We start from the raw sequence: 21,311 nt of genomic DNA on the forward strand, positions 1-21,311 counted from the left end.
CACGCAGGGTGCGGCGTATCCTGTGGTGTCGCACCCGCGCCCCGCCTGGGAGGAAGCCTCACCCCGTGACCCGACGCAGACTGCCCCTGATGCTCGCCCTCGCCGGCGTGCTCGTCCTCCTGGCCTCCGTCGTCGCGGCCGCCGTCGTCCGTTCCTCCGACACCGCGACGCTCGCGCTCGGTGAGCGTCCCGACGTCCCCGTCGTCGTGACGCAGCCCGGCGTGCTCGACGCCGTCGACCCCGAGGTCACGGTGCGCGCGACGGCCGGCGACGACGAGCAGGTCGTCCTCGCCATCGGCCGCACCGCCGAGGTCGAGGCCTGGCTCGCCGGCGCCGACCACATGCGGGTGACGGGACTGTCCTCCTGGGAGGAGCTGACCGTCGAGATCGTCACCGCCGAGCCCACGGACCCGGCCGAGGAGCCCACCGCGCCGGAGGGCGAGGAGGAGCCCGCGGGGCTGCCGAACCCGGCCGGCTCCGACCTGTGGGTCGTCGAGACCGTGTCCACCGGCTCGGCCGAGCTCAGCTGGTCCGACAGCCCGGGCCGCTGGAGCCTCGTGGCCGCCACCGACGGCACCGGCCCGGCGCCGGAGGTCGAGCTCGAGTGGGGCCGGGAGGTCAGCACCCCGTGGCTCGTGCCGGGGATCGTCGTCGGCGTCCTGCTGCTCGTGGCCGGCGTGACGATGATCGTGCTCGACGTCCTCGCCGAGCGCGAGCGCCGCCGGCGCGACGAGGCCCGTGCGCGCGGTGGCGACGAGCCGCCGCGCAGCATCACCGACACCGACCCGGGCACCGGTGAGCGCCTCACCCGCCGCCAGATCCGCGAGATGGAGCAGGCCATGGCCCGCGCCGAGCGGAACCGGCCGGCGGACGAGACCGTCCCGCCCGTGCCGCTCGCGGCCGCTGCCGCGCTCCCCGAGGACGAGCCGGCCGAGCCGCAGGAGCAGCCGGAGGGCGAGGAGCCGGCCCTGCCGGCGTGGCTCCAGCAGAACGAGCCGGAGCCCGCGGACGAGCCGGAGCCGACGGTCGAGGCCGAGCCTGCCGTGCCGCCCGAGGCGGCGGACGAGCCCGAGGCCACCGACGAGGCCCAGCCCGCCGACGAGCCGGAGCCCGTGGACGAGCCCGAGGACGCCGTCGAGCCAGAGCCCACGGACGAGCCCGAGCCCACCGACGAGCCAGAGCCCACCGACGAGCCGGAGGGCTTCGCCCCCGCCCCGCCGTCGTGGCGCTCGGTCTGGGGCTTCGGCTCCGGACCTGCCACCACCACCCCACCCACGGACGACGACGGAGAGGAGCGACGATGACCGGCGCCACCCACCACCCCAGGCACCGCGGCGCCCGGCTCGCTGCCGGCGCAGCCGTCACCGCGCTGCTCCTCGCCGGCTGCGGTGGCGAGGTCCCGCAGCCCGCCCCCGAGCCCGCCGCGACCGCACCCCAGCCCGTGCTCGACGAGGACCGCATCGAGCGGATCCTCGCCGACGTCGAGGAGACCGTCGACGAGGCGGACGCCGCGCTGGACGCCGAGCTCCTCGCTGACCGGCTCGCCGGGCCCGCCCTGGCGATGCGCGAGGCCGAGTACCGGCTCAGCGCCGCCTCCGACGGCGAGCGCACGCCCACCCCGCTGACGACGAACAGCCAGGTCGAGGTCGTCGCCGCCACCGACGAGTGGCCGCGCTCGCTGTACGTCGTCTCCCACGTCCCCGAGGACGCGAACCTGCCGCTGCTGCTCGTCCTCACCCAGGAGGACGCCCGCAGCCAGTACAAGCTGTCGTTCTGGACCTCGCTGCTGCCTGGTGCGCAGACCCCGAGCACCGCGCGCCCCGACGCCGGCAGCCCCCAGCTCCCGGTCGACGCGCCCGGGCTGGCCGCCACCCCGCAGCAGACCGTGGAGGAGTACGCCGCGCTGCTGTCCGGCGGCGGGAACCCCAACCTCTTCGCGGAGGACCCCTTCCGCAGCGGCTACGCCGAGATGATCTCCGCGCTGCGGGCGACCGTCGAGGTGGCCGGTGAGGTCTCGGAGTCCTACGCCGTGCGCGAGGGCACGGTCTCGGCGATGGAGACGGCAGAGGGCGGTGCGCTCGTCGTCGGCGTCATCGACGGCCGCCTCAACCTCAGCCGCACCGTCGAGGGCGCCACGCTCGAGGCGGGCGGCGACATCGGCCTGCTCCTCGGCGAGAACTCCCGGATCACCGGCGCCGCGCAGGCGCACTACCTCATCCCGGTCGCCTTCGCGGTGCCGCCCGCGGGCACCGACGAGAAGATCTCCGTGCTCGGCGCCACGCAGGTGCTGGCGAACGTCACGGCGAGCGAGCCGGCTCCCGAGGATGGGGGCGGCGACGACGGCGAGGGGTAACGTCGTCGTCAGGACCTCACCGCACACAGAAGGACACCGATGAGTCAGCCCTCCATCAACCTGCACGGCGCCGTGGACCTCTCCGCCCTCGCCCGTCCGCCCCAGCCGGCCGCAGGCGCTGCCGGCGGTGACGCGGCCGACGCACCTCTCGTCGTCGACGTCACCGAGGCGAGCTTCCAGCAGACGGTCGAGCTCTCGCTGCGGGTGCCGGTCGTCGTCGAGGTGTCGGCGTCCTACGCCGGTGGTCCCTCGGCCGTGCTCGCCAAGGTGGCGGCCGACTTCGGCGGGCGCTTCCAGCTCGCGCGCGTGGACGTCGAGACGAGCCCGCAGATCGCCCAGGCCTTCCAGGTGCAGGCGGTGCCCACCGTCGTCGCGATCGTCCGCGGCCAGCCGGTCCCGCTGTACCAGGGCGACTACCCCGAGGAGCAGCTGCGCGCCGTGCTCGAGGAGCTGCTGCGCGTGGCCGCCCAGGCGGGCGTCACCGGCACGGTGAGCGGCGCGGCGCCCGAGGAGGACGCCCTGGAGCCGGAGGAGCCGCCGCTGCCGCCGCTGCACGCGGAGGCGCTCGAGGCCATCGAGCGCGAGGACTACGCCGCCGCGGCCGACGCCTACCGGCGGGCGCTCAAGGAGAACCCGGCCGACCACGAGGCCACGGCGGCGCTCGCGCAGGTCGAGCTCATCATCCGCACCGCCAGTGCCGGTGGCCTGCAGGCGGTCGTCGCCGCCGAGGGCCAGCCCTTCACCGAGGTGGCCGTGCACCTGGCCGCCGCCGACGCGGAGGTCGCGGCCGGGCAGCCGCAGGCCGCCTTCGACCGGCTGCTCGCCGTGGTGCGGGCGACGGCGGGGGAGGACCGGGAGCAGGCGCGCAAGCGCATCGTCGAGTACTTCGAGATCGTCGGCAACGCCGACCCGGCTGTCGCCGAGGCGCGCCGCAACCTGGCGAGCGCCCTCTACTAGCGCGCCTCACCCCTCACGCCGAGAGCAGAGTTGTTCCGCGGAACAACTCTGCTCTCGGCGTCGGAGGGGGCGTTGTCGGGTCAGTCCTCCGGCGTGAGCCAGAGGGCGCCGAGCGGGGGCACGCGCAGCCGCACGGAGGCGGGCCGCCCGTTCCACGGCAGCTCCTCCGCCGTCACCCGGCCGAGGTTCCCCACGCCGGAGCCGCCGTACTCCTCGGCGTCGGTGTTGAGGATCTCGCGCCAGGTGCCGGCGTGGGGCAGGCCCACCCGGTAGCCCTCGTGCGGCGTGCCGGCGAAGTTGACGATGCAGGCGACGTCACGCCCCTGCCCCGAGGGGTCGCGGCGCAGGAAGCTGATGACGTTGTGGTCGCCGTCGCCCGCCTCGATCCACTGGAAGCCGCCGGGGGAGAAGTCGTCGGCGAACAGCGCCGGGTGGGCGCGGTAGACGTCGTTGAGCCGGCGGACGAGGTCGGCGAGCCCGGCGTGGGCCGGGTTGTCGAGCAGGTGCCAGTCCAGGCCGCGGGCCTCGGACCACTCCTCCTCCTGGCCGAACTCCCCGCCCATGAAGAGCAGCTGCTTGCCGGGGTGGGACCACTGGTAGGCGAGCAGGGCGCGCACCCCGGCGAGCTGCTGCCAGCGGTCGCCCGGCATCTTGCGCACGAGCGAGCCCTTGCCGTGGACGACCTCGTCGTGGCTCAGCGGCAGGACGAACTGCTCGGAGAAGGCGTAGACGAGGGAGAAGGTGAGCTCCCCGTGGTGGTAGCGCCGGTTGATCGGCTCCTCCGCCAGGTAGCGCAGGGTGTCGTTCATCCACCCCATGTTCCACTTGAGCCCGAAGCCCAGGCCGCCCTGGTCGGTGGGGGCGCTGACGCCCGGCCACGCGGTGGACTCCTCGGCGATCATCACCGTCCCCGGGACCCGGCGGTAGGCGGTCGCGTTGGTCTCCTGGAGGAAGCTGATCGCCTCGAGGTTCTCCCGGCCACCGTGCTCGTTGGGCCGCCACTGCCCCGGCTGGCGGGAGTAGTCGAGGTAGAGCATCGAGGCGACGGCGTCCACGCGCAGGCCGTCGATGTGGAACTCCTCGAGCCAGTACAGCGCGTTGGCGACGAGGAAGTTGCGCACCTCGCGGCGTCCGAAGTTGAACACGAGGGTGCCCCAGTCGGGCTGCTCGCCGCGCAGCGGGTCGGGGTCCTCGTACAGCGGCGTCCCGTCGAAGCGGGCCAGCGCCCAGCTGTCCTTGGGGAAGTGGGCCGGGACCCAGTCCATGATGACGCCGATGCCGGCCTGGTGGAAGGCGTCGACGAGGTGGCGGAAGTCGTCGGGCCCGCCCATCCGCGCCGTCGGGGCGTAGTAGGAGGTCACCTGGTAGCCCCACGAGCCACCGAAGGGGTGCTCGGCCACGGGCATGAACTCCACGTGCGTGAACCCGAGGCCGGCGACGTAGTCGACGAGGTCGACGGCGAGGTCCCGGTAGCTCAGCCCGGGCCGCCAGGAGGCGAGGTGGACCTCGTAGACGCTCATCGGCCCGGAGTGCGGGTCGGTCGCGGCGCGGCGGGCGATCCACTCCTCGTCCTGCCACTCGTAGCGGGACTCGGTGACGACGGAGGCGGTGGCCGGCGGGTGCTCGGCGGCGCGGGCCATCGGGTCGGCCTTGTCGTGCCAGGTGCCGTCGCGGTACTGGATCTCGAACTTGTAGCGGGCGCCGTCGCCCACGCCGGGCACGAAGATCTCCCACACGCCGGTGGAGCCGAGGGAGCGCATCGCGGTGCTGCGCCCGTCCCAGGAGTTGAAGTCGCCCTTGACGCGGACGGCGCGCGCGTTGGGCGCCCACACCGCGAAGGAGGTGCCGGTGACCTCGCCGAGCTCGGAGGGGTAGCGGCGCACGTGGGCGCCGAGAACCGTCCACAGCTGCTCGTGGCGGCCCTCGCCGACGAGGTGGAGGTCGAGCTCGCCGAGCGTCGGCAGGAAGCGGTAGGGGTCGTCGACGGTGTGGGTGTCGCTGCCGTAGGTGACCTCGAGGCGGTAGTCGGGCACCTGGGTGCCGGGCAGGGTGGTCACCCACACGCCCTCCGCCTCGTGCTCGAGGGGCTGGCGGCCCGTGGCGGTGACGAGGACGACGGCGTCGGCCAGCGGCCGCAGCGTGCGGATCGTGACGGCGTCCTCACCGACGTGCGGGCCCAGGACGTCGTGGGGCTGGTGGTGCAGGCCGGCGGCGACGGCGTGCAGCACGCCACCGTCGACAGGGGCCGGGGCGGAGGTGCCGGGGGCCAGGCGCTCGTCGTTGGTCATGTCGTCCACTCTTCCATCACGTCCGGGGTGTCGCGCGAGAAACGTCACTGGGTGCCGAGCCCGAGCAGGCGCCGGACCCCGGACACGGGGATGGTCAGCCAGTCCGGGCGGTTGCGCGCCTCGTAGACCGCCTCGTAGAGCGCCTTGTCGAGCTCGAGGGCGGCGAGCAGCTCGGCGTCCTCGCGGGGGTCGTGCCCCGCCTCGCGGGCGTACCCGTCGAGGAAGGCGGTGCGGGCCTGCGCGGCCCAGTCCTCCCCGACGGTGGCGCCGTGCTCGCGCTGCGCCGCACCGGCCGCGTAGTCGAGGGAGCGCAGCATGCCGGCGACGTCCCGCAGCGCGAGGTCCGGGGCGGTGCGCTCGGCGAGCGGGCGCAGCGGCTCGCCCTCGAAGTCGAGGAGCAGCCAGCCGCGGCCGGGCGCCTCGATGACCTGCCCGAGGTGGAGGTCGCCGTGGATGCGCTGGAGCCCGGGCCAGGCCACGTTCTCGGTGCGGGCGAAGACGGCGGCGATCGTCTCGCGGTGCTCCTCGAGCTCGGGCACCTCGAGGAGCGCGGCGGTAGCACGGTGGCGCCACGTGGCGCGCAGCTGGGAGCGCACCGGCGCGGTCGCCTCGTGGGTGGGGAAGGCGGCCGCGAGGTCGCGGTGGACGGAGGCGACGGCGGCGCCCAGGTCGGCCGCCCGCTCGGCGAGGTCAGCGCCGTCGACGGCGGCGCGTACGGCCACCCGCCACGCGTCCTCGACGCCGGGCAGGAACTCCTGGGCGTAGGCGAGGTGGCCGTGGCGGCGCTGGTCGCCGGTCCCGGGCCACTCGCCGTAGAGGTCGCCCAGCGGGGCCGGCACCCGCGTGCTGCCCGCGGCGGCCAGGGCCTCCTGGACGACGACGTCGGGGTTGCGGCCGTCGCCGAGCACCCGGAAGACCTTGCAGATGACCGGCGGACCGTCCTCGCCCTCGAAGATGATCGAGGTGTTGGACTGCTCCCCGCGCAGCACCCGCACCCGCTCGCCGGCGGTGTGGGAGCCCATCGCCCCGGCGCCGCCCGCGCGGTGCCCGGTGGCACGCCCGTACTGGTCCCCGCCGTCGGACTCGACCGACCCACCGCCGAGGATCGTCGTGAGGATGAGCCGCGCGGCGACGGGGTCGTGGCAGCCGTCGTAGATCCACCGCGGGCCCAGCTCGGAGTGCTCGGCCTGCGCGACGAGCGCGTGCTCGAGCTCGGGCACCGGGGCGCCGCGGTAGCTGAGCGGGATCTGGTAGACGACGGGGGCCGGTCCGCCGTCGTCCTGGACGATCCACGTCTCCACGCCCACCTCGCCGTCCGGGTCCTGGTAGCGCAGGCCGCCGACGCGCCGCAGCTGCGGCGTGCGGCCCTTGGCGGTGTACCAGCGCTGCCGGGCCACCCACTCGGGCAGGAACTCGGGGAAGGACGGGGTGAGCGTGGGCATCACGGCTCCCGGTGGTCCGTGGTGGGCAGCGGCTCGAGCGGCGTCCCGGCGGAGGGCGCGCTCGCGGCGGGCACCGCGGCCGGGACGGCGGGCGACGCCGCCGGCTCGACCTGCAGCCAGAAGAAGTCGCGCGAGCCCAGGGTGACGGTCACCTTCCCGGAGGCGTCGACCGACGGGAAGACCGCCCCGCCGAAGATGTCGGTCAGCTGGCGCCCGGCGTACCGGGGGACCTGGACGTGCGCCGCCCGCGGGGTGTTGGCGAGGTTCATGACGCAGAGGATCGCCTCGTCGTCGTTCTCGCGCACGAAGGCGAGGACGGCGTCGTTGTCCACCTCGAGGACCTCGAAGCTGCCCGTGCCGAAGACCGGGTGGGCCCGGCGCACCTCGAGGATGCCGCGCACCCAGTGGAGCAGGGAGGTGGGCGTCGCGTACTGCGCCTCGACGTTGACCGCCTGGTAGTGGTTGACCAGGGACTGCACGAGCGGCAGGTAGAGCTTGCCCGGGTCGGCGGTGGAGAAGCCGGCGTTGCGGTCCGGGGACCACTGCATCGGGGTGCGCACGGCGTCCCGGTCGGGCAGCCAGATGTTGTCGCCCATGCCGATCTCGTCCCCGTAGTAGAGGTACGGGCTGCCCGGTAGGGACAGCAGCAGCGCGTGCGCCAGCTCGATCTCCGCCCGGGAGTTGCCCAGCAGCGGGGACAGGCGACGGCGGATACCGACGTTCGCGCGCATGCGCGGGTCCTCGGCGTACCAGCCGTACATCGCCGCGCGCTCCTCGGTGGAGACCATCTCGAGGGTGAGCTCGTCGTGGTTGCGCAGGAAGGTGGCCCACTGCGCGCCGCGGGGGATCGGCGGGGTGTCGGCGAGGATGTCGCGGATCGCGTGCGCCCGCTGCTCGCGCAGCGCGTAGAAGATGCGCGGCATGACCGGGAAGTGGAAGCACATGTGGCACTCGGGGTCCGTCTCGGTGCCGTAGTACTCGACGACGTCCTCGGGCCACTGGTTCGCCTCGGCGAGGATGAGCGTGCCGGGGAACTCGCGGTCCACCATGGCGCGCAGGTCCCGGATGAACTCGTGGGTGCGCGGCAGGTTCTCGCAGTTGGTGCCCTCCTCCTCGAAGAGGTACGGCACGGCGTCGAGGCGGAAGCCGTCCACGCCCAGGCGGCACCAGAACCGGACGACGTCGTGCATCGCCTCGATGACCTTGGGGTTCTCGAAGTTGAGGTCCGGCTGGTGGGAGAAGAACCGGTGCCAGTAGTACTGGCGGCGCACCGGGTCGAAGGACCAGTTCGAGGTCTCGGTGTCGACGAAGATGATGCGGGCGTCGCCGTACTTCGTGTTGTCGTCGCTCCACACGTAGAAGTCCCCGTAGGGGCCGTCGGGCATCGCCCGGGAGGCCTGGAACCACGGGTGCTGGTCGCTCGTGTGGTTCATGACGAGGTCGATGATGATCCGCAGGCCCCGCTCGTGGGCGGCCTCGAGGAGCTCCTGGAAGTCCTCGATGGACCCGTACTCCGGCGCGACGGCGGTGTAGTCCGAGACGTCGTAGCCGCCGTCGCGCAGCGGCGAGGGGTAGAACGGCGGGATCCACAGGCAGTCGACGCCCAGCCACTGGAGGTAGTCGAGGCGGTCGATGAGGCCGCGCAGGTCACCGGTGCCCGAGCCGTCGGAGTCGCCGAAGGCGCGCAGCAGCACCTCGTAGAACACCGCGGTGCGGTACCACTCGGGGTCCTGCGTGAGACCGGGGCGCTCGCCGTGGCCGAGCCGCGGGATCGGGTCGGTGCGGGCGGTCAGGGCGCGGACGGGGTTGTTGGGGCTCACAGGGACCTCACCGACAGGACGTGGGCGCAGCGCTGGTGCGGGTCGAGGCGGACGTAGGGAGTCCGGCCCCAGTAGTAGGTCTCGCCGGACAGCTCGTCCGTGGCCTCGAGGAGCGGGGTGCCCGGGTCCGTGCCGGGAGCCGGCTCGGGCAGCCCGAGCGCGGACAGGTCGAGGTCGATGGTGCCCTCCCGGGTGGTGAAGGGGTCGAGGGTGAGGACGACGACGACGGTGTCGGCCTGGCCCGTCGGCGACAGGTGCGCGGGCACGTGGCGCGAGAAGCACACGGTCGCGTCGTCCGTCGTCGGGTGGACGGTGAGCCCGCGCAGCCGCTGGAGGGCCGGGTGCGCGCGGCGGATGCGGTTGAGCTCGGTGAGGAGCCGGGAGATCCCGATGTGCTCCGCCCGGCCCCAGTCGCGGGCCTTGAACTCGTACTTCTCGTTGTCGATCTGCTCCTCGGCGCCGGGCCGGGCGACGTTCTCGACGAGCTCGTAGCCGGAGTAGATGCCCCACGTGGGCGAGCCGGTCGCGGCGAGCACCGCGCGGATCGCGAAGGCGGCCACCCCGCCGGTCTGCATGTAGGGGGTGAGGATGTCGTGGGTCGTGGGCCAGAAGCTCGGCCGCATGACGTGGGAGGTCTCGTTCGACACCTCCTCGAGGTACTCGGCGACCTCCTCCTTCGTCGTCCGCCAGGTGAAGTACGTGTAGGACTGGTGGAAGCCGACGGCGGCGAGGGTGCGCATCATCGCCGGGCGGGTGAAGGCCTCGGAGAGGAAGACGACCTCGGGGTGGGACTCGCGCACGTCGGTGAGGATGCGCTCCCAGAAGTCGAGGGGCTTGGTGTGCGGGTTGTCGACGCGGAAGGCGGTGACACCGTGGTCGATCCACACCTGGAGCATGTCGCGGACCGCGTGGTAGATGCCCTCGGGGTCGTTGTCGAAGTTCAGGGGGTAGATGTCCTGGTACTTCTTCGGCGGGTTCTCCGCGTAGGCGATCGAGCCGTCGGCGCGGCGGGTGAACCACTCGGGGTGCTCGGTGACCCACGGGTGGTCGGGGGAGGCCTGCAGTGCGATGTCGAGGGCCACCTCCATGCCCAGCTCGCGGGCGCGGGCGACGAAGGCGTCGAAGTCCGCGAAGGTGCCGAGCTCGGGATGGATGGCGTCGTGCCCGCCGTCGGGGGAGCCGATGCCGTAGGGGGAGCCCGGGTCGCCCGGCTGGGCGGTCAGCGTGTTGTTGCGGCCCTTGCGGTTCGTCGTCCCGATCGGGTGGATCGGGGTGAGGTAGACGACGTCGAAGCCCATGTGGGCGATCGCGGGCAGCCGCTCGGCGGCGGTGCGCAGCGTCCCGGACACCCAGCGGCCCTGCTCGGGGTCGAAACGGGCACCCTCGGAGCGGGGGAAGAACTCGTACCAGGAGCCGACGAGCGCGAGCGGGCGGTCCACCCGCAGCGGGTACTCCGCGCTCGGGGTGACGTGCTCGCGCACCGGGTGGGCGGCGAGCGCCTCGCGGACCTCCTCGGCCGTGCCGGCGGCCAGCCGCGCGGCCGGGGGACGCTCCGCGTCCCGCAGGGCCGTGACGGCGTCGGTGAGGACGGCGCGGGCCGCGGCGGGCAGCTCGGGGCGGGCGGCGGCGGCCTCGAGGAGCAGCGCGCCCTCGGTGAGCATGAGCTCGACGTCGACGCCCGCGTTGACCTTGAGCGGCGCGTCGTGCAGCCACGTCCCGTAGGGGTCGGACCAGCCCTCGACGCGGAAGGTCCACTCGCCCTCCCGGTCGGGGACGAGCCAGGCCTCCATGTGGTCCAGGCCCGGGTCCACCGGGTCCATCGTCACGCGGCTGTGCTCCACGCCGTCGGGCCCGGTGAGGACGGCGGTGGCGGCGACGGCGTCGTGCCCCTCGCGGAAGACGGTCGCCCGCACGCGGAAGGCCTCCGCGGTGACGGCCTTGGCGGGCCAGCGGCCGCCCTCGACGACGGGGGAGACCTCGATGACCGGGATGCGGCCGATCGGGGTCGCAGACGCCGGACGCGGGGCGGTGGGCGGTGGCGTGGACGCGGCCGGGGGCTGGGAGGTGCGCTGTGCGTGACTCACGGTCACGAACCTATCGACGTGGCGGGCTGCGGTCGACCGCAGACGGCCCGGGCTGCGAGGCGCGACGGGCTGGTCCAGACTGGGCCGTTGGACACCGGCGCCGAGGCTGGTGAAACGGGCCGTAAGCCCCTGAAAAAGTTGCGGGAACGTGGCTACACTCGACCGGGTGAGAGCCATCCGTCGATTCACCGTCCGCACGGTCCTGCCCGAGCCCCTCGCTCCGCTGGACACCCTCGCCCAGAACCTGCGGTTCTCGTGGCACGAGCCCACCCGGGCCCTGTTCGAGTCGCTGGAGCCCGAGCGCTGGCAGGCCCTCCACGGCGACCCCATCGAGCTCCTCGGCGAGCTGGGCAAGGCCCGCCTGGAGGAGCTGGCCCGCGACGAGGCGCTCGTCGCGCGCGTCCACGAGCTCGACGCCGACCTCCGGGCCTACCTCGAGGAGCCGCGCTGGTACCAGGAGTCCTTCCACGCGCCGGACAAGCCCGAGGCCATCGCCTACTTCTCCGCCGAGTTCGGCATCACCGCGGTGCTGCCGCAGTACTCCGGCGGCCTGGGCATCCTCGCCGGTGACCACCTCAAGTCCGCCTCGGACCTCGGGGTGCCAATCATCGGCGTCGGCCTGCTCTACGGTGCCGGCTACTTCAAGCAGTCGCTCACCCGTGAGGGCTGGCAGCACGAGACCTACCCGCTGCTCGACCCCGACAACCTGCCCCTCACGCTGCTGCGCGAGGCGGACGGCACACCCGCGCGCGTGAGCCTGCCGCTGCCCGGTGGCCAGCAGCTCCACGCGCAGGTCTGGCGCGCCGACGTCGGCCGCGTGCCGCTGCTCCTCCTCGACTCCAACATCACCGAGAACGACGACGCGACCCGCAAGGTCACCGACCGCCTGTACGGCGGCTCGCCCGAGCACCGGCTCAAGCAGGAGCTCCTCCTCGGCATGGGCGGGGTCAAGGCGCTGCGCCTGCACGCGCGCCTCACCGGCGGCCCGGCGCCGCAGGTCTACCACGCCAACGAGGGCCACGCCGGGTTCCTCGCCATCGAGCGCGTCCGCGAGCTCGTCGAGGCCGAGGGCCTGAGCTTCGAGGCGGCCCTCGAGGCCGTCCGCGGCGGCACCGTCTTCACCACCCACACCCCCGTGCCCGCGGGCATCGACCGCTTCTCGCGCGAGCTTGTGCGCGAGCACTTCAGCGGCTCGGCCGAGCTGCCCGGTGTGCCGGTCGAGAAGATCCTCGCGCTGGGGACCGAGGACTTCGAGGGCGGGGACCGCTCCGTCTACAACATGGCCGTCATGGGGCTGCGCACCGCGCGCCTGGCCAACGGCGTCGCCCAGCTCCACGGCAAGGTCTCGCGCGGGATGTTCCACCAGCTGTGGCCCGGCTTCGACGTCACCGAGGTGCCGATCACCTCGATCACCAACGGCGTGCACGGCCCGACGTGGACCGACCCCGCCTTCGTGAAGATGGCCGAGGCGCACCTGAGCCCCGAGCAGGTCGCCAGCGGCGACGGCTGGCTGCTGCCCGCCGAGCAGGGCGGCGTCCCGGACGCCGAGCTGTGGGCCATGCGCCGCACGCTGCGCACCGAGCTGGTGAAGTCCGCGCGCCGCCGCGTGCGGAAGTCGTGGATGGACCGCGGCGCCTCCCCGGCCGAGCTCGGTTGGGTCGACGACGTCCTCGACCCCGACGTCCTCACCATCGGCTTCGCCCGCCGCGTGCCCACCTACAAGCGGCTCACCCTCATGCTCTCGGACCCCGAGCGCCTGCGGAAGCTGCTCACCGACCCCGAGCGCCCGATCCAGATCGTCGTCGCCGGCAAGTCCCACCCCGCCGACGAGCAGGGCATCGGCCTCATCCAGAAGCTCGTGAGCTTCGCGGACGAGGTCGGGGTGCGCGAGCGCATCGTCTTCCTGCCGAACTACGACATCGAGATGGCCCAGACCCTCATGCCGGGCTGCGACGTGTGGCTCAACAACCCGCTGCGCCCGCTCGAGGCCTCCGGCACCTCCGGGATGAAGTGCGCGCTCAACGGCGCCCTCAACCTCTCGATCCTCGACGGCTGGTGGGACGAGTGGTACGACGGCCAGAACGGCTGGGCGATCCCCACCGCCGACGGCGTCGAGGACCCCGAGCGCCGCGACGCCCTCGAGGCCGCCGCGCTCTACGAGCTGCTCGAGGACACCGTCGTGCCGCGCTTCTACGAGCGTGACGAGAACGGCATCCCGCAGCACTGGCTCGAGATGGTCCGCCACACGCTGGCCACCCTGGGCCCGAAGGTCCAGGCCACCCGCATGGTGCGCGAGTACGTCGAGCGGCTCTACACGCCGGTCGCCGGCTCCTACCGCACGCTCAACGGCGAGGGCTTCGCCGGGGCGACGGCGCTCGCCGAGTGGAAGGGCCGCGTGCGCGAGGCCTGGCACGGGGTGCGGGTCGACCACGTCGAGTCCACCGGGGTGGCCGACGTCGTCAAGGTCGGTGACGTCGTCGGCGTCAGCGCCTACGTCACGCTCGGCGGCCTGCGTCCGGAGGACGTCGAGGTCCAGCTCGTCACCGGCCGGGTTGGGGAGGACGACACGCTCGTCGACGTCGCCACCCGCCCGCTCGAGCTGCGCGAGACCTACGAGGGTGGCCGCTACGGCTACCACGGTGAGGTCGAGCTCGAGTTCTCGGGCTCCTTCGGCTACTCGGTGCGGATCGTGCCCACGCACGAGCTCGTCGCCGGTACCGCCGAGCTCGCGCTCGTGGCCGCCGCTCAGGCCTAACCCCCTCCGCCGAGAGCCGGACTCCTCCACCGAGGAGTCCGGCTCTCGCCGTCCGGGTTCAGGGCCGGGTGGTGCGCAGCTCGCGGGTCCCCAGCGGCTCGGCGAGCGTGACGCTCTCCCGGCTGGTGACGGGACGACAGCCGTCGTCCTCCGCCGTCGTGACGCGGGCAGTCAGGACGACCTCGTCCGTGCGCTCGTCGACGGTGACCTCTGCCGGCTCCTCGCACGTGGTGTGCTCGAGCTCCACGGTGACGCGCCGACCGTCGTCGGACACGGCGACGACGCTGCTCGGCACGACCGACGTCCCCTCGACCAGGGTGGCGTAGAGGGCGACGGCGACGAGGAGGATCGTCATCCCGCCGACGAACGTCAGCGCACTTGCCCGCACCCGGTCCCGGGCCTCACCGGTGAGCCGCTCCGCCACGCTGCCATTGTGCCCAGCGGCGTGCTGCCGGGGTAGCGCGAGTGGGCCGGGCGGGCGCTCGGGTCAGCGGCGGGAGAGGTAGGCGCGCATGGTGAGGGGCTCCATGGTCGTCGTCGCGCCGGGCGGGGTCACCTCGGGCTCGGCGTCCTCCGGCGGCGGGCACTCCCACACCGAGTCCCAGACCAGCTCGTAGTCGGCGCCGGCGCCCTGGGGCAGGGTCACCTGCTGCGGGTCGAGGGAGCCGTTGAGCACGAGGAGCAGGTCCCCGTCCCCGACGGCGTAGCCCGAGCGCAGCATCTGCAGCACCCGGATCCGGGCGTCGTGCCAGTCGGCGGCGTCCATCTCCTCGGCGTCGCCGCGGTACCAGGCGAGGTCGGGGATCCGGTCGCCCTCGGCGGTCTCACCGGTGGCGAAGTGCGTGGGCCGCAGCACCGGGTGCTCGCGGCGCAGCCGCAGGAGGTGGCGGGAGGTGGCGAGCAGCTCGCCCTGCCAGGGCCGCAGCTCCCAGTCGACCCAGGAGATCTCGTTGTCCTGGCAGTAGGCGTTGTTGTTGCCCAGCTGGCTGCGGCCGAGCTCGTCGCCCGCGGTGAGCATCGGCGTGCCCGCGGACAGCAGCAGGGTGCCCAGGAGGTTGCGGACCCCGCGCCGGCGCCCGAGGAGGATGTCCTCCGCGCGCTCGTGGACGGTGGGGGTGCGCCCGGCGCGGACGGCGGCGTCGCCGGGGCCGCCGCGCTCGTGGAAGGGGGTGAGCGCATCGGTGGTGACCGGGCCCTCGACCTCGACGTTCCACGAGCGGTTGTTGTCGGTGCCGTCGCGGTTGTCCTCGCCGTTGGCCTCGTTGTGCTTGCGGCTGTAGGTGAGGAGGTCGGCGAGGGTGAAGCCGTCGTGCGCCGTCACGTAGTTGATGCTCGCGAGCGGGCCGCGGCCCCCGGGGACCGCGCCGTGGGCGAAGAGGTCGGCGGAGCCGGCCAGGCGCGTGGCGAGGTCGCGCAGGTCCCCGCCGGTGCCGCCGGCCACGCCGGTGGCGGGGTCGCTGAGCCAGAAGGTGCGGACGGCGTCGCGGAAGCGGTCGTTCCAGTCCGCCATCGGGGCGGGGAACTGCCCGGTGCGCCAGCCGCCCGGTCCCACGTCCCACGGCTCGGCGATGAGCTTGGCCTGGGAGAGCACGGGGTCGGTGGCGAGCGCGACGAAGAAGGGGTGGTGGGGGGTGAACTCCGCGCCGTGGCGGCCCAGCGTCGTGGCGAGGTCGAAGCGGAAGCCGTCGACGCCGATCCGCTCGACCCAGTAGCGCAGCGAGTCGAGCGCCATCTGCACGACGCGCACGCGGCGGAAGTCGAGCGAGTTGCCCGTGCCGGTGACGTCGACCAGGTGCGCCGGACGGACGCCGTCGTGCATGTAGTACTCGGTGTTGTCCAGGCCGCGCCACGAGAGGGCCGGCCCGCCGTCGCCGCCCTCGGCGGTGTGGTTGTAGACGACGTCGAGGATGACCTCGAGGCCCGCCTCGTGGAGGAGGTGGACCATGCCACGGACCTCCTCGAGGACGGCGCCGGGGCCCTGGGCCTGCGCGGCCTCGGTGGCGTAGCGCGGCTCGGGCGCGAAGAAGCCGAGGGTGTTGTAGCCCCAGTAGTTCGTCAGGCCCTTCTCGGTGAGGAAGGGCTCGTCGCCGGCGGCGTGGATGGGCAGGAGCTCGACGGCGGTGACCCCGAGCTCGCGCAGGTGCGCGATCGTCACGGGGTGGGCGAGGCCGGCGTAGGTGCCGCGCAGGTGCTCGGGCACGCCGGGCAGGCGCTGGGTGAGGCCGCGCACGTGGGCCTCGTAGACGACGGTGCGGTCCCACGGGACGTGCGGGCGGGAGTCGGCGGGGACGACGGGCGGCTCGGGCAGGACGACGCCGTGGCGCACGTGGGCGGCGGAGTCGAGCTCGCTGGGGGCCCAGTCGCGTACCGGGGCGAGGTGCTCGTCGACGGCGTGGCCGTAGACCTCCGGGCCGTGGGCGACCTCGCCGACGACGCCGCGGGCGTAGGGGTCGAGGAGCAGCTTGGCGGGGTTGTGCCGCAGCCCGGCGGCCGGGTCCCAGCGCCCGTGGACGCGGAAGCCGTAGCGCTGGCCAGCGGTGACGCCCGGGACGTGGCCCTGCCACACCCCGTGCTGGGCGCGGTGCAGGGCGAAGCGGCGCTCGCGGACGCCGGTGTGGTCCTCGTCGAGGAGGCACAGGTCGACGGCGGTGGCGTGGGAGGCGAAGACGGCGACGTCGATGCCGTCGCCCCAGAGGTGGGCGCCCAGAGCGGGGGCACGGCCGGTCACGCGCTGGGCGACGCCCTGCGCGGGGCTCGTGCGAACGGATGAAGCGGTCATACTCATGGTGGAGTCATCCTCGCACCGCGTCTCTCTCCTGGGGAGGGGCTTGGCCGGTGAGATGTGCCGCGTCGGTCCCTCCTCATGATCGTGGAGCACCGACCGATCGTTGTGAGGTGGCGCGGCGCGTGTCGGCATCCGCCCGCCGGAAGTGGCAGGCTTGGGCCATGAGGATCGTCGTGTGCGTCAAGCATGTCCCCGATGTCCAGTCCGAGCGTGCGCTGGACGACGACGGCCACACCGTGCGCGGCCTGGACGACGTGCTCAACGAGCTCGACGAGAACGCCGTCGAGGCGGCGGTCAGCCTCGTCGAGGAGCACGGCGGTGAGGTCGTCGCCCTCACCATGGGCCCCGACGACGCCGAGGACGCCGTGCGCCGCGCCCTGCAGATGGGCGCCGACCGCGGGGTCCACGTGAGCGACGAGTCGCTCGCCGGCTCCGACGCCGTCGCCACCGCCCACGTGCTCGCCGCGGCCATCCGCGCCCTGCAGGCCGAGGCGCCGGTCGACCTCGTCGTCACCGCAATGGCCTCCCTCGACGGCCTCACCTCGATGCTGCCCGCGGCGCTCGCCGCCGCGCTCGGCCTGCCCCCGCTCACCCTCGCCACCGAGCTGAGCGTCACCGGCGGCCGGGTGCGCGTGCGCCGGGAGATCGGCGAGGCAGCCGAGGTCCTCGAGGCCCCGCTGCCCGCGCTCGTCTCGGTCACCGACCAGGCCAACGAGCCCCGCTACCCCGCCTTCCGGGCGATCAAGGCCGCCCGCAAGAAGCCGGTCGACACGTGGTCGCTCGCCGAGCTCGGCCTGCCCGCCCCCGCGTCGGCGACGGCGGTGCTCTCCGCCGAGCAGCGCCCCGCCCGGGAGCAGGGCCGCATCGTCACCGACTCCGGCGACGGCGGCCGGCAGCTGGCCGAGTTCCTCATCGGCGCCAAGCTCGTCTGACCGACCCCGCCAACCAGGAAGGCACCATGACCCAGGCACCTGTGCTCGTCGTCGTCGACCACCACGAGGGCGCGCTCACGCAGCCCACGACCGAGGTGCTCACCGCCGCCCGCACCCTCGCGGCCGGTGCGCCCGTCGCCGCGGTGTGGCTCGGTGCGCAGGGTCCGGGGGAGGCGGCGCTGGCGGAGCTCGGACGTTTCGGCGTCGCCGCCGTCCATGTGCCCGAGCTCGGCGGGCTCGCGCCCCAGCTCTCGGCCGTGGCGGCCGAGGCCGTCGCCGCGGTGGTCGCCGCGACCGCCCCGCAGGCCGTGCTGCTCGTGTCGAGCTACGCCGGCAAGGAGCTGGCCGCCGGCCTGGCCGTGGCGCTGGGGACCGGCGCGGTCGTCGACGCGACCGGCGTCGAGCGCCGCCCGGACGGCACGGTGGCGGCGAGCAAGACCGTCTTCGGCGCCTCCTGGGACACGGTGTGCGCGGTGACCGGGCCCCTGCCCGTCGTCGCCCTGCGCCCGGCCGCCGTCGAGGCGCAGCCCGCGCCCGCCGCCGCCGAGCCGCAGGTCTTCACCGTGCCGGTCGCCTTCACCGACCGGGCCCGCGCCGTCACCGTCGTCGAGCGCACCGAGTACCCCGCGACGGGCCAGGTGCCGCTGACGGAGGCGCAGACCGTCGTCGTCGGCGGGCGCGGCACGGACGGCGACTTCACTGCGGTGGAGGAGCTGGCCGAGCTGCTCGGCGGCGCCGTCGGGGCCACCCGCGACGTCACCGACGAGGGCTGGCGCGAGCACTCCGCGCAGATCGGGCAGACCGGCGTCACCGTAGCCCCGCGCCTCTACATCGGGGTCGGCGTGTCCGGCGCCGTCCACCACACCGTGGGGATGCAGGCCGCTCAGACCGTCGTCGCGGTCAACACCGACCCCGAGGCCCCGATCTTCGAGCTGGCCGACTTCGGCGTCGTCGGGGCGGCGGAGGACGTCCTGCCCCAGGCGATCGAGGCGCTGCGCGCCCACCGCGGCGCCTGAGAGGCACGAGAGCGGCCCGGACGGGTGTCCGGGCCGCTCTCGTCCCCTGTCAGTACGCGTCGAGGATGTCGACGACGAAGACGAGCGTCGAGCCCGGCGGGATCGTGCCGTTGTCCTGGTCGCCGTAGCCGAGCTCCGGCGGGATGACCATGACGACCTGGCTGCCGACGTTCTGGCCGAGCAGGCCGGTGTCCCAGCCCTCGATGACCTGGCCGGCGCCGGCCTGGAGCGCGAAGGGGGCGCCGCGGGACCACGAGGAGTCGAAGGGCGTGCCGTCCCACAGCCAGCCGCTGTACTGGACGTGGACGTAGTCGCCCTCCTCGACCGGGTCGCCCTCGCCCTGGATGGTGGGGGCGACGACGAGCTCGGTGGGGGCCTCGCCGTCGACCGGCTCGATGCTCGGCTCGCCGCTGTCCGCGAGGGTCACGGCCGGGACGCCCGCGGGCAGCTCGACGGCGGCGCCCTCGGCGCGGACGCGGGCGTCGACGACCTCGAGGACCGAGATCGCGGCGGCCTCCTGGGCGGGGGTGGCGAAGAGGACGCGCGCCCCGACCTGCTGCCCGACGAGGACGTCGACGACGGCCGGGACAGTCACCTCATCGCTGACGACGAGCGGCTGCGGCGCGTCCTCGTAGGTCGAGCTGAGCTCCTCGCCGTTCTCGCCGTTGACCTGGGTGACGTGGACGAGGAGCAGTTGGCCCTCGACGATCTCCTCCCCGTCACCGGCGGAGGAGAGGACGGCGGCCGGCCCGGTGACGCTGAGCGGCTGTTCGAAGCCGAGGGTCGGCGCGGCGCCGGCCTCGCCCTCGACCGTGATGCCCTCGAGCGCGGCGACGTCCTCGGGGGCGTTGCCGGCGTCGGGCGCCTGGGTGCCGGTCTCGGTCTCGGTCGCGGTGGGCTCGGCGTCGCCGTCGTCGCTGGAGCAGCCGGCGAGGACGAGGGCCGCGGCCAGGGCCGCGGCGGTGATGGCGGATCGTCGCACAGGGAGTCCTTCGTGTGGTCTACGCGTGCCGCTGCAGCGGCACCCGGCACAGCCTAGGCGCAGTTCCTGGGAACGTCCGGGGTGCGGTTCGTAGACTTCCCCCATGCCCTACCTCGACCACGCGGCCACCACTCCCGTCCGGCCCGAGGTCGCGGCGGTCTACGCCGAGGAGCTGACGCGGGGCGGCAATCCGTCCTCGCTCCACGCCGTCGGGCGCGACGCGCGCCGCCGCCTCGAGGAGGCACGCGAGGAGCTCGCCGCCGCGCTCGGCGCCGAGCCCGCGGAGGTCCTGTTCACCTCGGGCGGCACCGAGGCGGACAACCTCGCCGTCAAGGGCGCGGTCTACGCCCACCCGTCCGCTCGGCCGCGGCTGCTCGTCAGTGCGGTCGAGCACCACGCCGTGCTCGACGCCGCGGGCTGGCTGGGCGAGCGCGGCCTCGCCGATGTCACGCTGCTGCCCGTCACCGGCGACGGCGCCCTCGACCTCGACGCCGCCCGCGCGGCCCTCGCGGACGGCGAGCCGCCGGCGCTCGTGTCGGTCATGTGGGCGAACAACGAGACGGGCGTCGTCCAGCCCGTCGCGGAGCTCGTCGCGCTCGCGGGCGACGTGCCGGTCCACTCCGACGCCGTCCAGGCCGTGGCGCACCTTCCGGTGAGCTTCGAGGGGCTGGCCGCGATGTCGGTGACCGGGCACAAGCTCGGCGGCCCGGTGGGGACCGGCGCGCTGCTGGCCCGCCGGGAGCTGGCGCTGGCGCCGGTGCACCACGGCGGCGGGCAGGAGCGCGGGGTGCGCTCGGGGACGCTCGACGTGGCCGGCGCCCGCGCGCTGGCTCGCGCCGTGAGCCTGGCGGTGGCCGACCGGGAGGCGGAGAGCGCCCGGCTGTCCGCGCTCCGGGACCGGCTCGTCGCCGGGGCGCTCGCGGCCGTGGACGGGCTGCGGCTCACCGGGGCCGGCGCCCCGCGCCTGCCGCACGTCGCCCACCTCACCGTCGAGGGCGCCGACGCCGACTCCCTGCTCTTCGGGCTCGACATGGCGGGGGTCAGTGCCTCGGCGGGCTCGGCCTGCTCCGCGGGGGTGCAGGAGGCCTCCTTCGTGCTCGTCGCGATGGGATACCCGCCCGAGCTCGCCCGCTCGGCGCTGCGCTTCTCCCTCGGCCGCACGAGCGCCGAGGCCGACGTGGACGCGGTGCTCGCGGCGCTGCCCGACGTCGTCGCCCGCGCGAGGGCCGCCAACCGCCGCTGAGCCTCAGGTGCGGACCGCGGAGAGTGCGGCGTCCAGGTACGTCCGCAGCGTGCCCGTGCCGCCGTCCCGGACCCATGCCTCGCCGGCGATGTCGAGGCAGGTGGCGAAGGTCGCCACGATCGCCCGGGCCCGCAGCGTGGCGTCGGTGCGGCCGCCGAGGCGGCGCTCCACCTCGGGGGCCAGCTCGTCGTACCAGCGCAGGTGTTTCTCGATGCTGCGCGCCCGGAGGGACGGGGTGTCGTAGACCATGCGGGCGACTGCCAGGGCCCGCTCACGCTCGGCGGCACCGTCGTCGAGGGCGAGGACCGCCCCGGTGAGGGCTGCCCACGCGTCCCGGTCCTCGGGCTGCCTCTCGAGTTCGGTGCGCAACAGGGCGGCGTCGGCGACGAGCACCCCGATGACGACGTCCTCCTTGGAACCGAAGTAGCGGAAGAAGGACCGGCGCCCGATGCCGGCGGCGGCGGCGATCTGGTCGACCGTCGTCTCCGCGAAGCCGTTCTCGAGGAAGAGGGTCATCGCCACCGCGGCGATCTCCTCGTGGGCGCGCCGGCGAGCCCGCTGCCACAGCGTGGGCGACTCCTCGTCCGACATGCGGCCCAGCCTAGCCGACTCGGCACCAGGTACCGGGCTGGCACTTGGTGCCACCTTGGCGTA

At 74.2% G+C, this 21,311-nt stretch carries 15 protein-coding genes; 7 read left to right on the top strand and 8 right to left on the bottom strand.

Annotation, left to right across the window (positions count from 1 at the left end; translation table 11 throughout):
• Positions 1-65 precede the first annotated feature (65 nt).
• From AA0005_RS05160 to AA0005_RS05170, 3 genes are read left to right on the top strand one after another with little or no spacing between them, the layout of a single operon-like run.
• Complete coding sequence (locus tag AA0005_RS05160) at positions 66-1,304, top strand: hypothetical protein (RefSeq protein ID WP_413452338.1); 1,239 nt, start codon at positions 66-68, stop codon at positions 1,302-1,304.
• Entirely contained in the window at positions 1,301-2,353 is a 1,053-nt protein-coding gene (locus AA0005_RS05165; protein ID WP_413452339.1) for a hypothetical protein, read from the top strand. The genes AA0005_RS05160 and AA0005_RS05165 overlap by 4 nt, the downstream gene beginning before the upstream one ends.
• A 39-nt stretch (positions 2,354-2,392) precedes the next feature.
• The gene (locus tag AA0005_RS05170) at positions 2,393-3,310 is read left to right on the top strand and encodes a tetratricopeptide repeat protein (protein WP_413452340.1); all 918 of its coding nucleotides are present in this window, start codon (positions 2,393-2,395) and stop codon (positions 3,308-3,310) included.
• Between the two features lie 80 nt (positions 3,311-3,390).
• Here AA0005_RS05170 and glgB read toward each other — a convergent pair whose 3' ends face one another.
• Genes glgB through AA0005_RS05190 form a run of 4 tightly spaced genes read right to left on the bottom strand, consistent with a single transcriptional unit; the run spans position 3,391 to position 10,944 of the window.
• Positions 3,391-5,598 carry a 1,4-alpha-glucan branching protein GlgB gene (gene glgB, locus AA0005_RS05175; RefSeq protein ID WP_413452341.1) on the bottom strand — a complete coding sequence of 736 codons (2,208 nt, stop codon included), beginning with the start codon at positions 5,596-5,598 and terminating at the stop codon, positions 3,391-3,393.
• 44 nt (positions 5,599-5,642) lie between these two features.
• Positions 5,643-7,040 (bottom strand): maltokinase N-terminal cap-like domain-containing protein, encoded by a 1,398-nt coding sequence (locus AA0005_RS05180; RefSeq protein ID WP_413452342.1) that lies wholly within the window; start codon positions 7,038-7,040, stop codon positions 5,643-5,645.
• Entirely contained in the window at positions 7,040-8,833 is a 1,794-nt protein-coding gene (treS, locus tag AA0005_RS05185) for a maltose alpha-D-glucosyltransferase (protein WP_413453064.1), read from the bottom strand. Before treS ends, AA0005_RS05180 begins: the two co-directional genes overlap by 1 nt.
• A 23-nt stretch (positions 8,834-8,856) precedes the next feature.
• On the bottom strand, positions 8,857-10,944 hold the full coding sequence (locus AA0005_RS05190) for an alpha-1,4-glucan--maltose-1-phosphate maltosyltransferase (protein WP_413452343.1): 2,088 nt from the start codon (positions 10,942-10,944) through the stop codon (positions 8,857-8,859).
• Between the two features lie 166 nt (positions 10,945-11,110).
• Between AA0005_RS05190 and glgP the strand changes: the two genes are divergently transcribed.
• Positions 11,111-13,699, top strand: coding sequence for an alpha-glucan family phosphorylase (gene glgP / locus AA0005_RS05195; protein WP_413452344.1), 2,589 nt, complete (start codon positions 11,111-11,113; stop codon positions 13,697-13,699).
• Positions 13,700-13,757: 58 nt separating this feature from the next.
• Here the strand turns inward: glgP and AA0005_RS05200 are convergent, their stop codons facing one another.
• Complete coding sequence (locus AA0005_RS05200; protein WP_413452345.1) at positions 13,758-14,123, bottom strand: hypothetical protein; 366 nt, start codon at positions 14,121-14,123, stop codon at positions 13,758-13,760.
• A 63-nt stretch (positions 14,124-14,186) separates the two neighbouring features.
• Positions 14,187-16,478 carry a glycogen debranching protein GlgX gene (gene glgX, locus AA0005_RS05205; protein ID WP_413452346.1) on the bottom strand — a complete coding sequence of 764 codons (2,292 nt, stop codon included), beginning with the start codon at positions 16,476-16,478 and terminating at the stop codon, positions 14,187-14,189.
• A gap of 167 nt (positions 16,479-16,645) precedes the next feature.
• Here glgX and AA0005_RS05210 point away from each other — a divergent pair, with 167 nt between their 5' ends.
• Positions 16,646-17,416 (top strand): electron transfer flavoprotein subunit beta/FixA family protein, encoded by a 771-nt coding sequence (locus tag AA0005_RS05210; protein WP_413452347.1) that lies wholly within the window; start codon positions 16,646-16,648, stop codon positions 17,414-17,416.
• Positions 17,417-17,442: 26 nt separating this feature from the next.
• Positions 17,443-18,432, top strand: a complete 990-nt coding sequence (locus AA0005_RS05215) for an electron transfer flavoprotein subunit alpha/FixB family protein (protein ID WP_413452348.1) — start codon at positions 17,443-17,445, stop codon at positions 18,430-18,432.
• Positions 18,433-18,481: 49 nt separating this feature from the next.
• On the opposite strand, the gene AA0005_RS05220 is transcribed toward AA0005_RS05215, so the two are convergent.
• Positions 18,482-19,414 (bottom strand): FKBP-type peptidyl-prolyl cis-trans isomerase, encoded by a 933-nt coding sequence (locus tag AA0005_RS05220; RefSeq protein ID WP_413452349.1) that lies wholly within the window; start codon positions 19,412-19,414, stop codon positions 18,482-18,484.
• A 103-nt stretch (positions 19,415-19,517) separates the two neighbouring features.
• Between AA0005_RS05220 and AA0005_RS05225 the strand changes: the two genes are divergently transcribed.
• On the top strand, positions 19,518-20,657 hold the full coding sequence (locus AA0005_RS05225; protein ID WP_413452350.1) for a cysteine desulfurase family protein: 1,140 nt from the start codon (positions 19,518-19,520) through the stop codon (positions 20,655-20,657).
• A gap of 3 nt (positions 20,658-20,660) precedes the next feature.
• On the opposite strand, the gene AA0005_RS05230 is transcribed toward AA0005_RS05225, so the two are convergent.
• On the bottom strand, positions 20,661-21,248 hold the full coding sequence (locus AA0005_RS05230) for a TetR/AcrR family transcriptional regulator (RefSeq protein WP_413452351.1): 588 nt from the start codon (positions 21,246-21,248) through the stop codon (positions 20,661-20,663).
• Positions 21,249-21,311: the final 63 nt, after the last annotated feature.

The organism is Georgenia phoenicis (assembly GCF_047302425.1).
GTDB lineage: Bacteria > Actinomycetota > Actinomycetes > Actinomycetales > Actinomycetaceae > Oceanitalea.

What these genes read in the sequence shown, in the direction of transcription:
- AA0005_RS05170 (WP_413452340.1), top strand. Translation starts at nt 2,393, where the DNA reads ATGAGTCAGCCCTCCATCAACCTGCACGGCGCCGTGGACCTCTCCGCC.
- AA0005_RS05210 (WP_413452347.1), top strand. Translation starts at nt 16,646, where the DNA reads ATGAGGATCGTCGTGTGCGTCAAGCATGTCCCCGATGTCCAGTCCGAG.
- AA0005_RS05165 (WP_413452339.1), top strand. Translation starts at nt 1,301, where the DNA reads ATGACCGGCGCCACCCACCACCCCAGGCACCGCGGCGCCCGGCTCGCT.
- glgB (WP_413452341.1), bottom strand. Translation starts at nt 5,598, where the DNA reads ATGACCAACGACGAGCGCCTGGCCCCCGGCACCTCCGCCCCGGCCCCT.
- glgX (WP_413452346.1), bottom strand. Translation starts at nt 16,478, where the DNA reads ATGACCGCTTCATCCGTTCGCACGAGCCCCGCGCAGGGCGTCGCCCAG.
- AA0005_RS05215 (WP_413452348.1), top strand. Translation starts at nt 17,443, where the DNA reads ATGACCCAGGCACCTGTGCTCGTCGTCGTCGACCACCACGAGGGCGCG.
- AA0005_RS05230 (WP_413452351.1), bottom strand. Translation starts at nt 21,248, where the DNA reads ATGTCGGACGAGGAGTCGCCCACGCTGTGGCAGCGGGCTCGCCGGCGC.
- AA0005_RS05225 (WP_413452350.1), top strand. Translation starts at nt 19,518, where the DNA reads ATGCCCTACCTCGACCACGCGGCCACCACTCCCGTCCGGCCCGAGGTC.
- AA0005_RS05180 (WP_413452342.1), bottom strand. Translation starts at nt 7,040, where the DNA reads ATGCCCACGCTCACCCCGTCCTTCCCCGAGTTCCTGCCCGAGTGGGTG.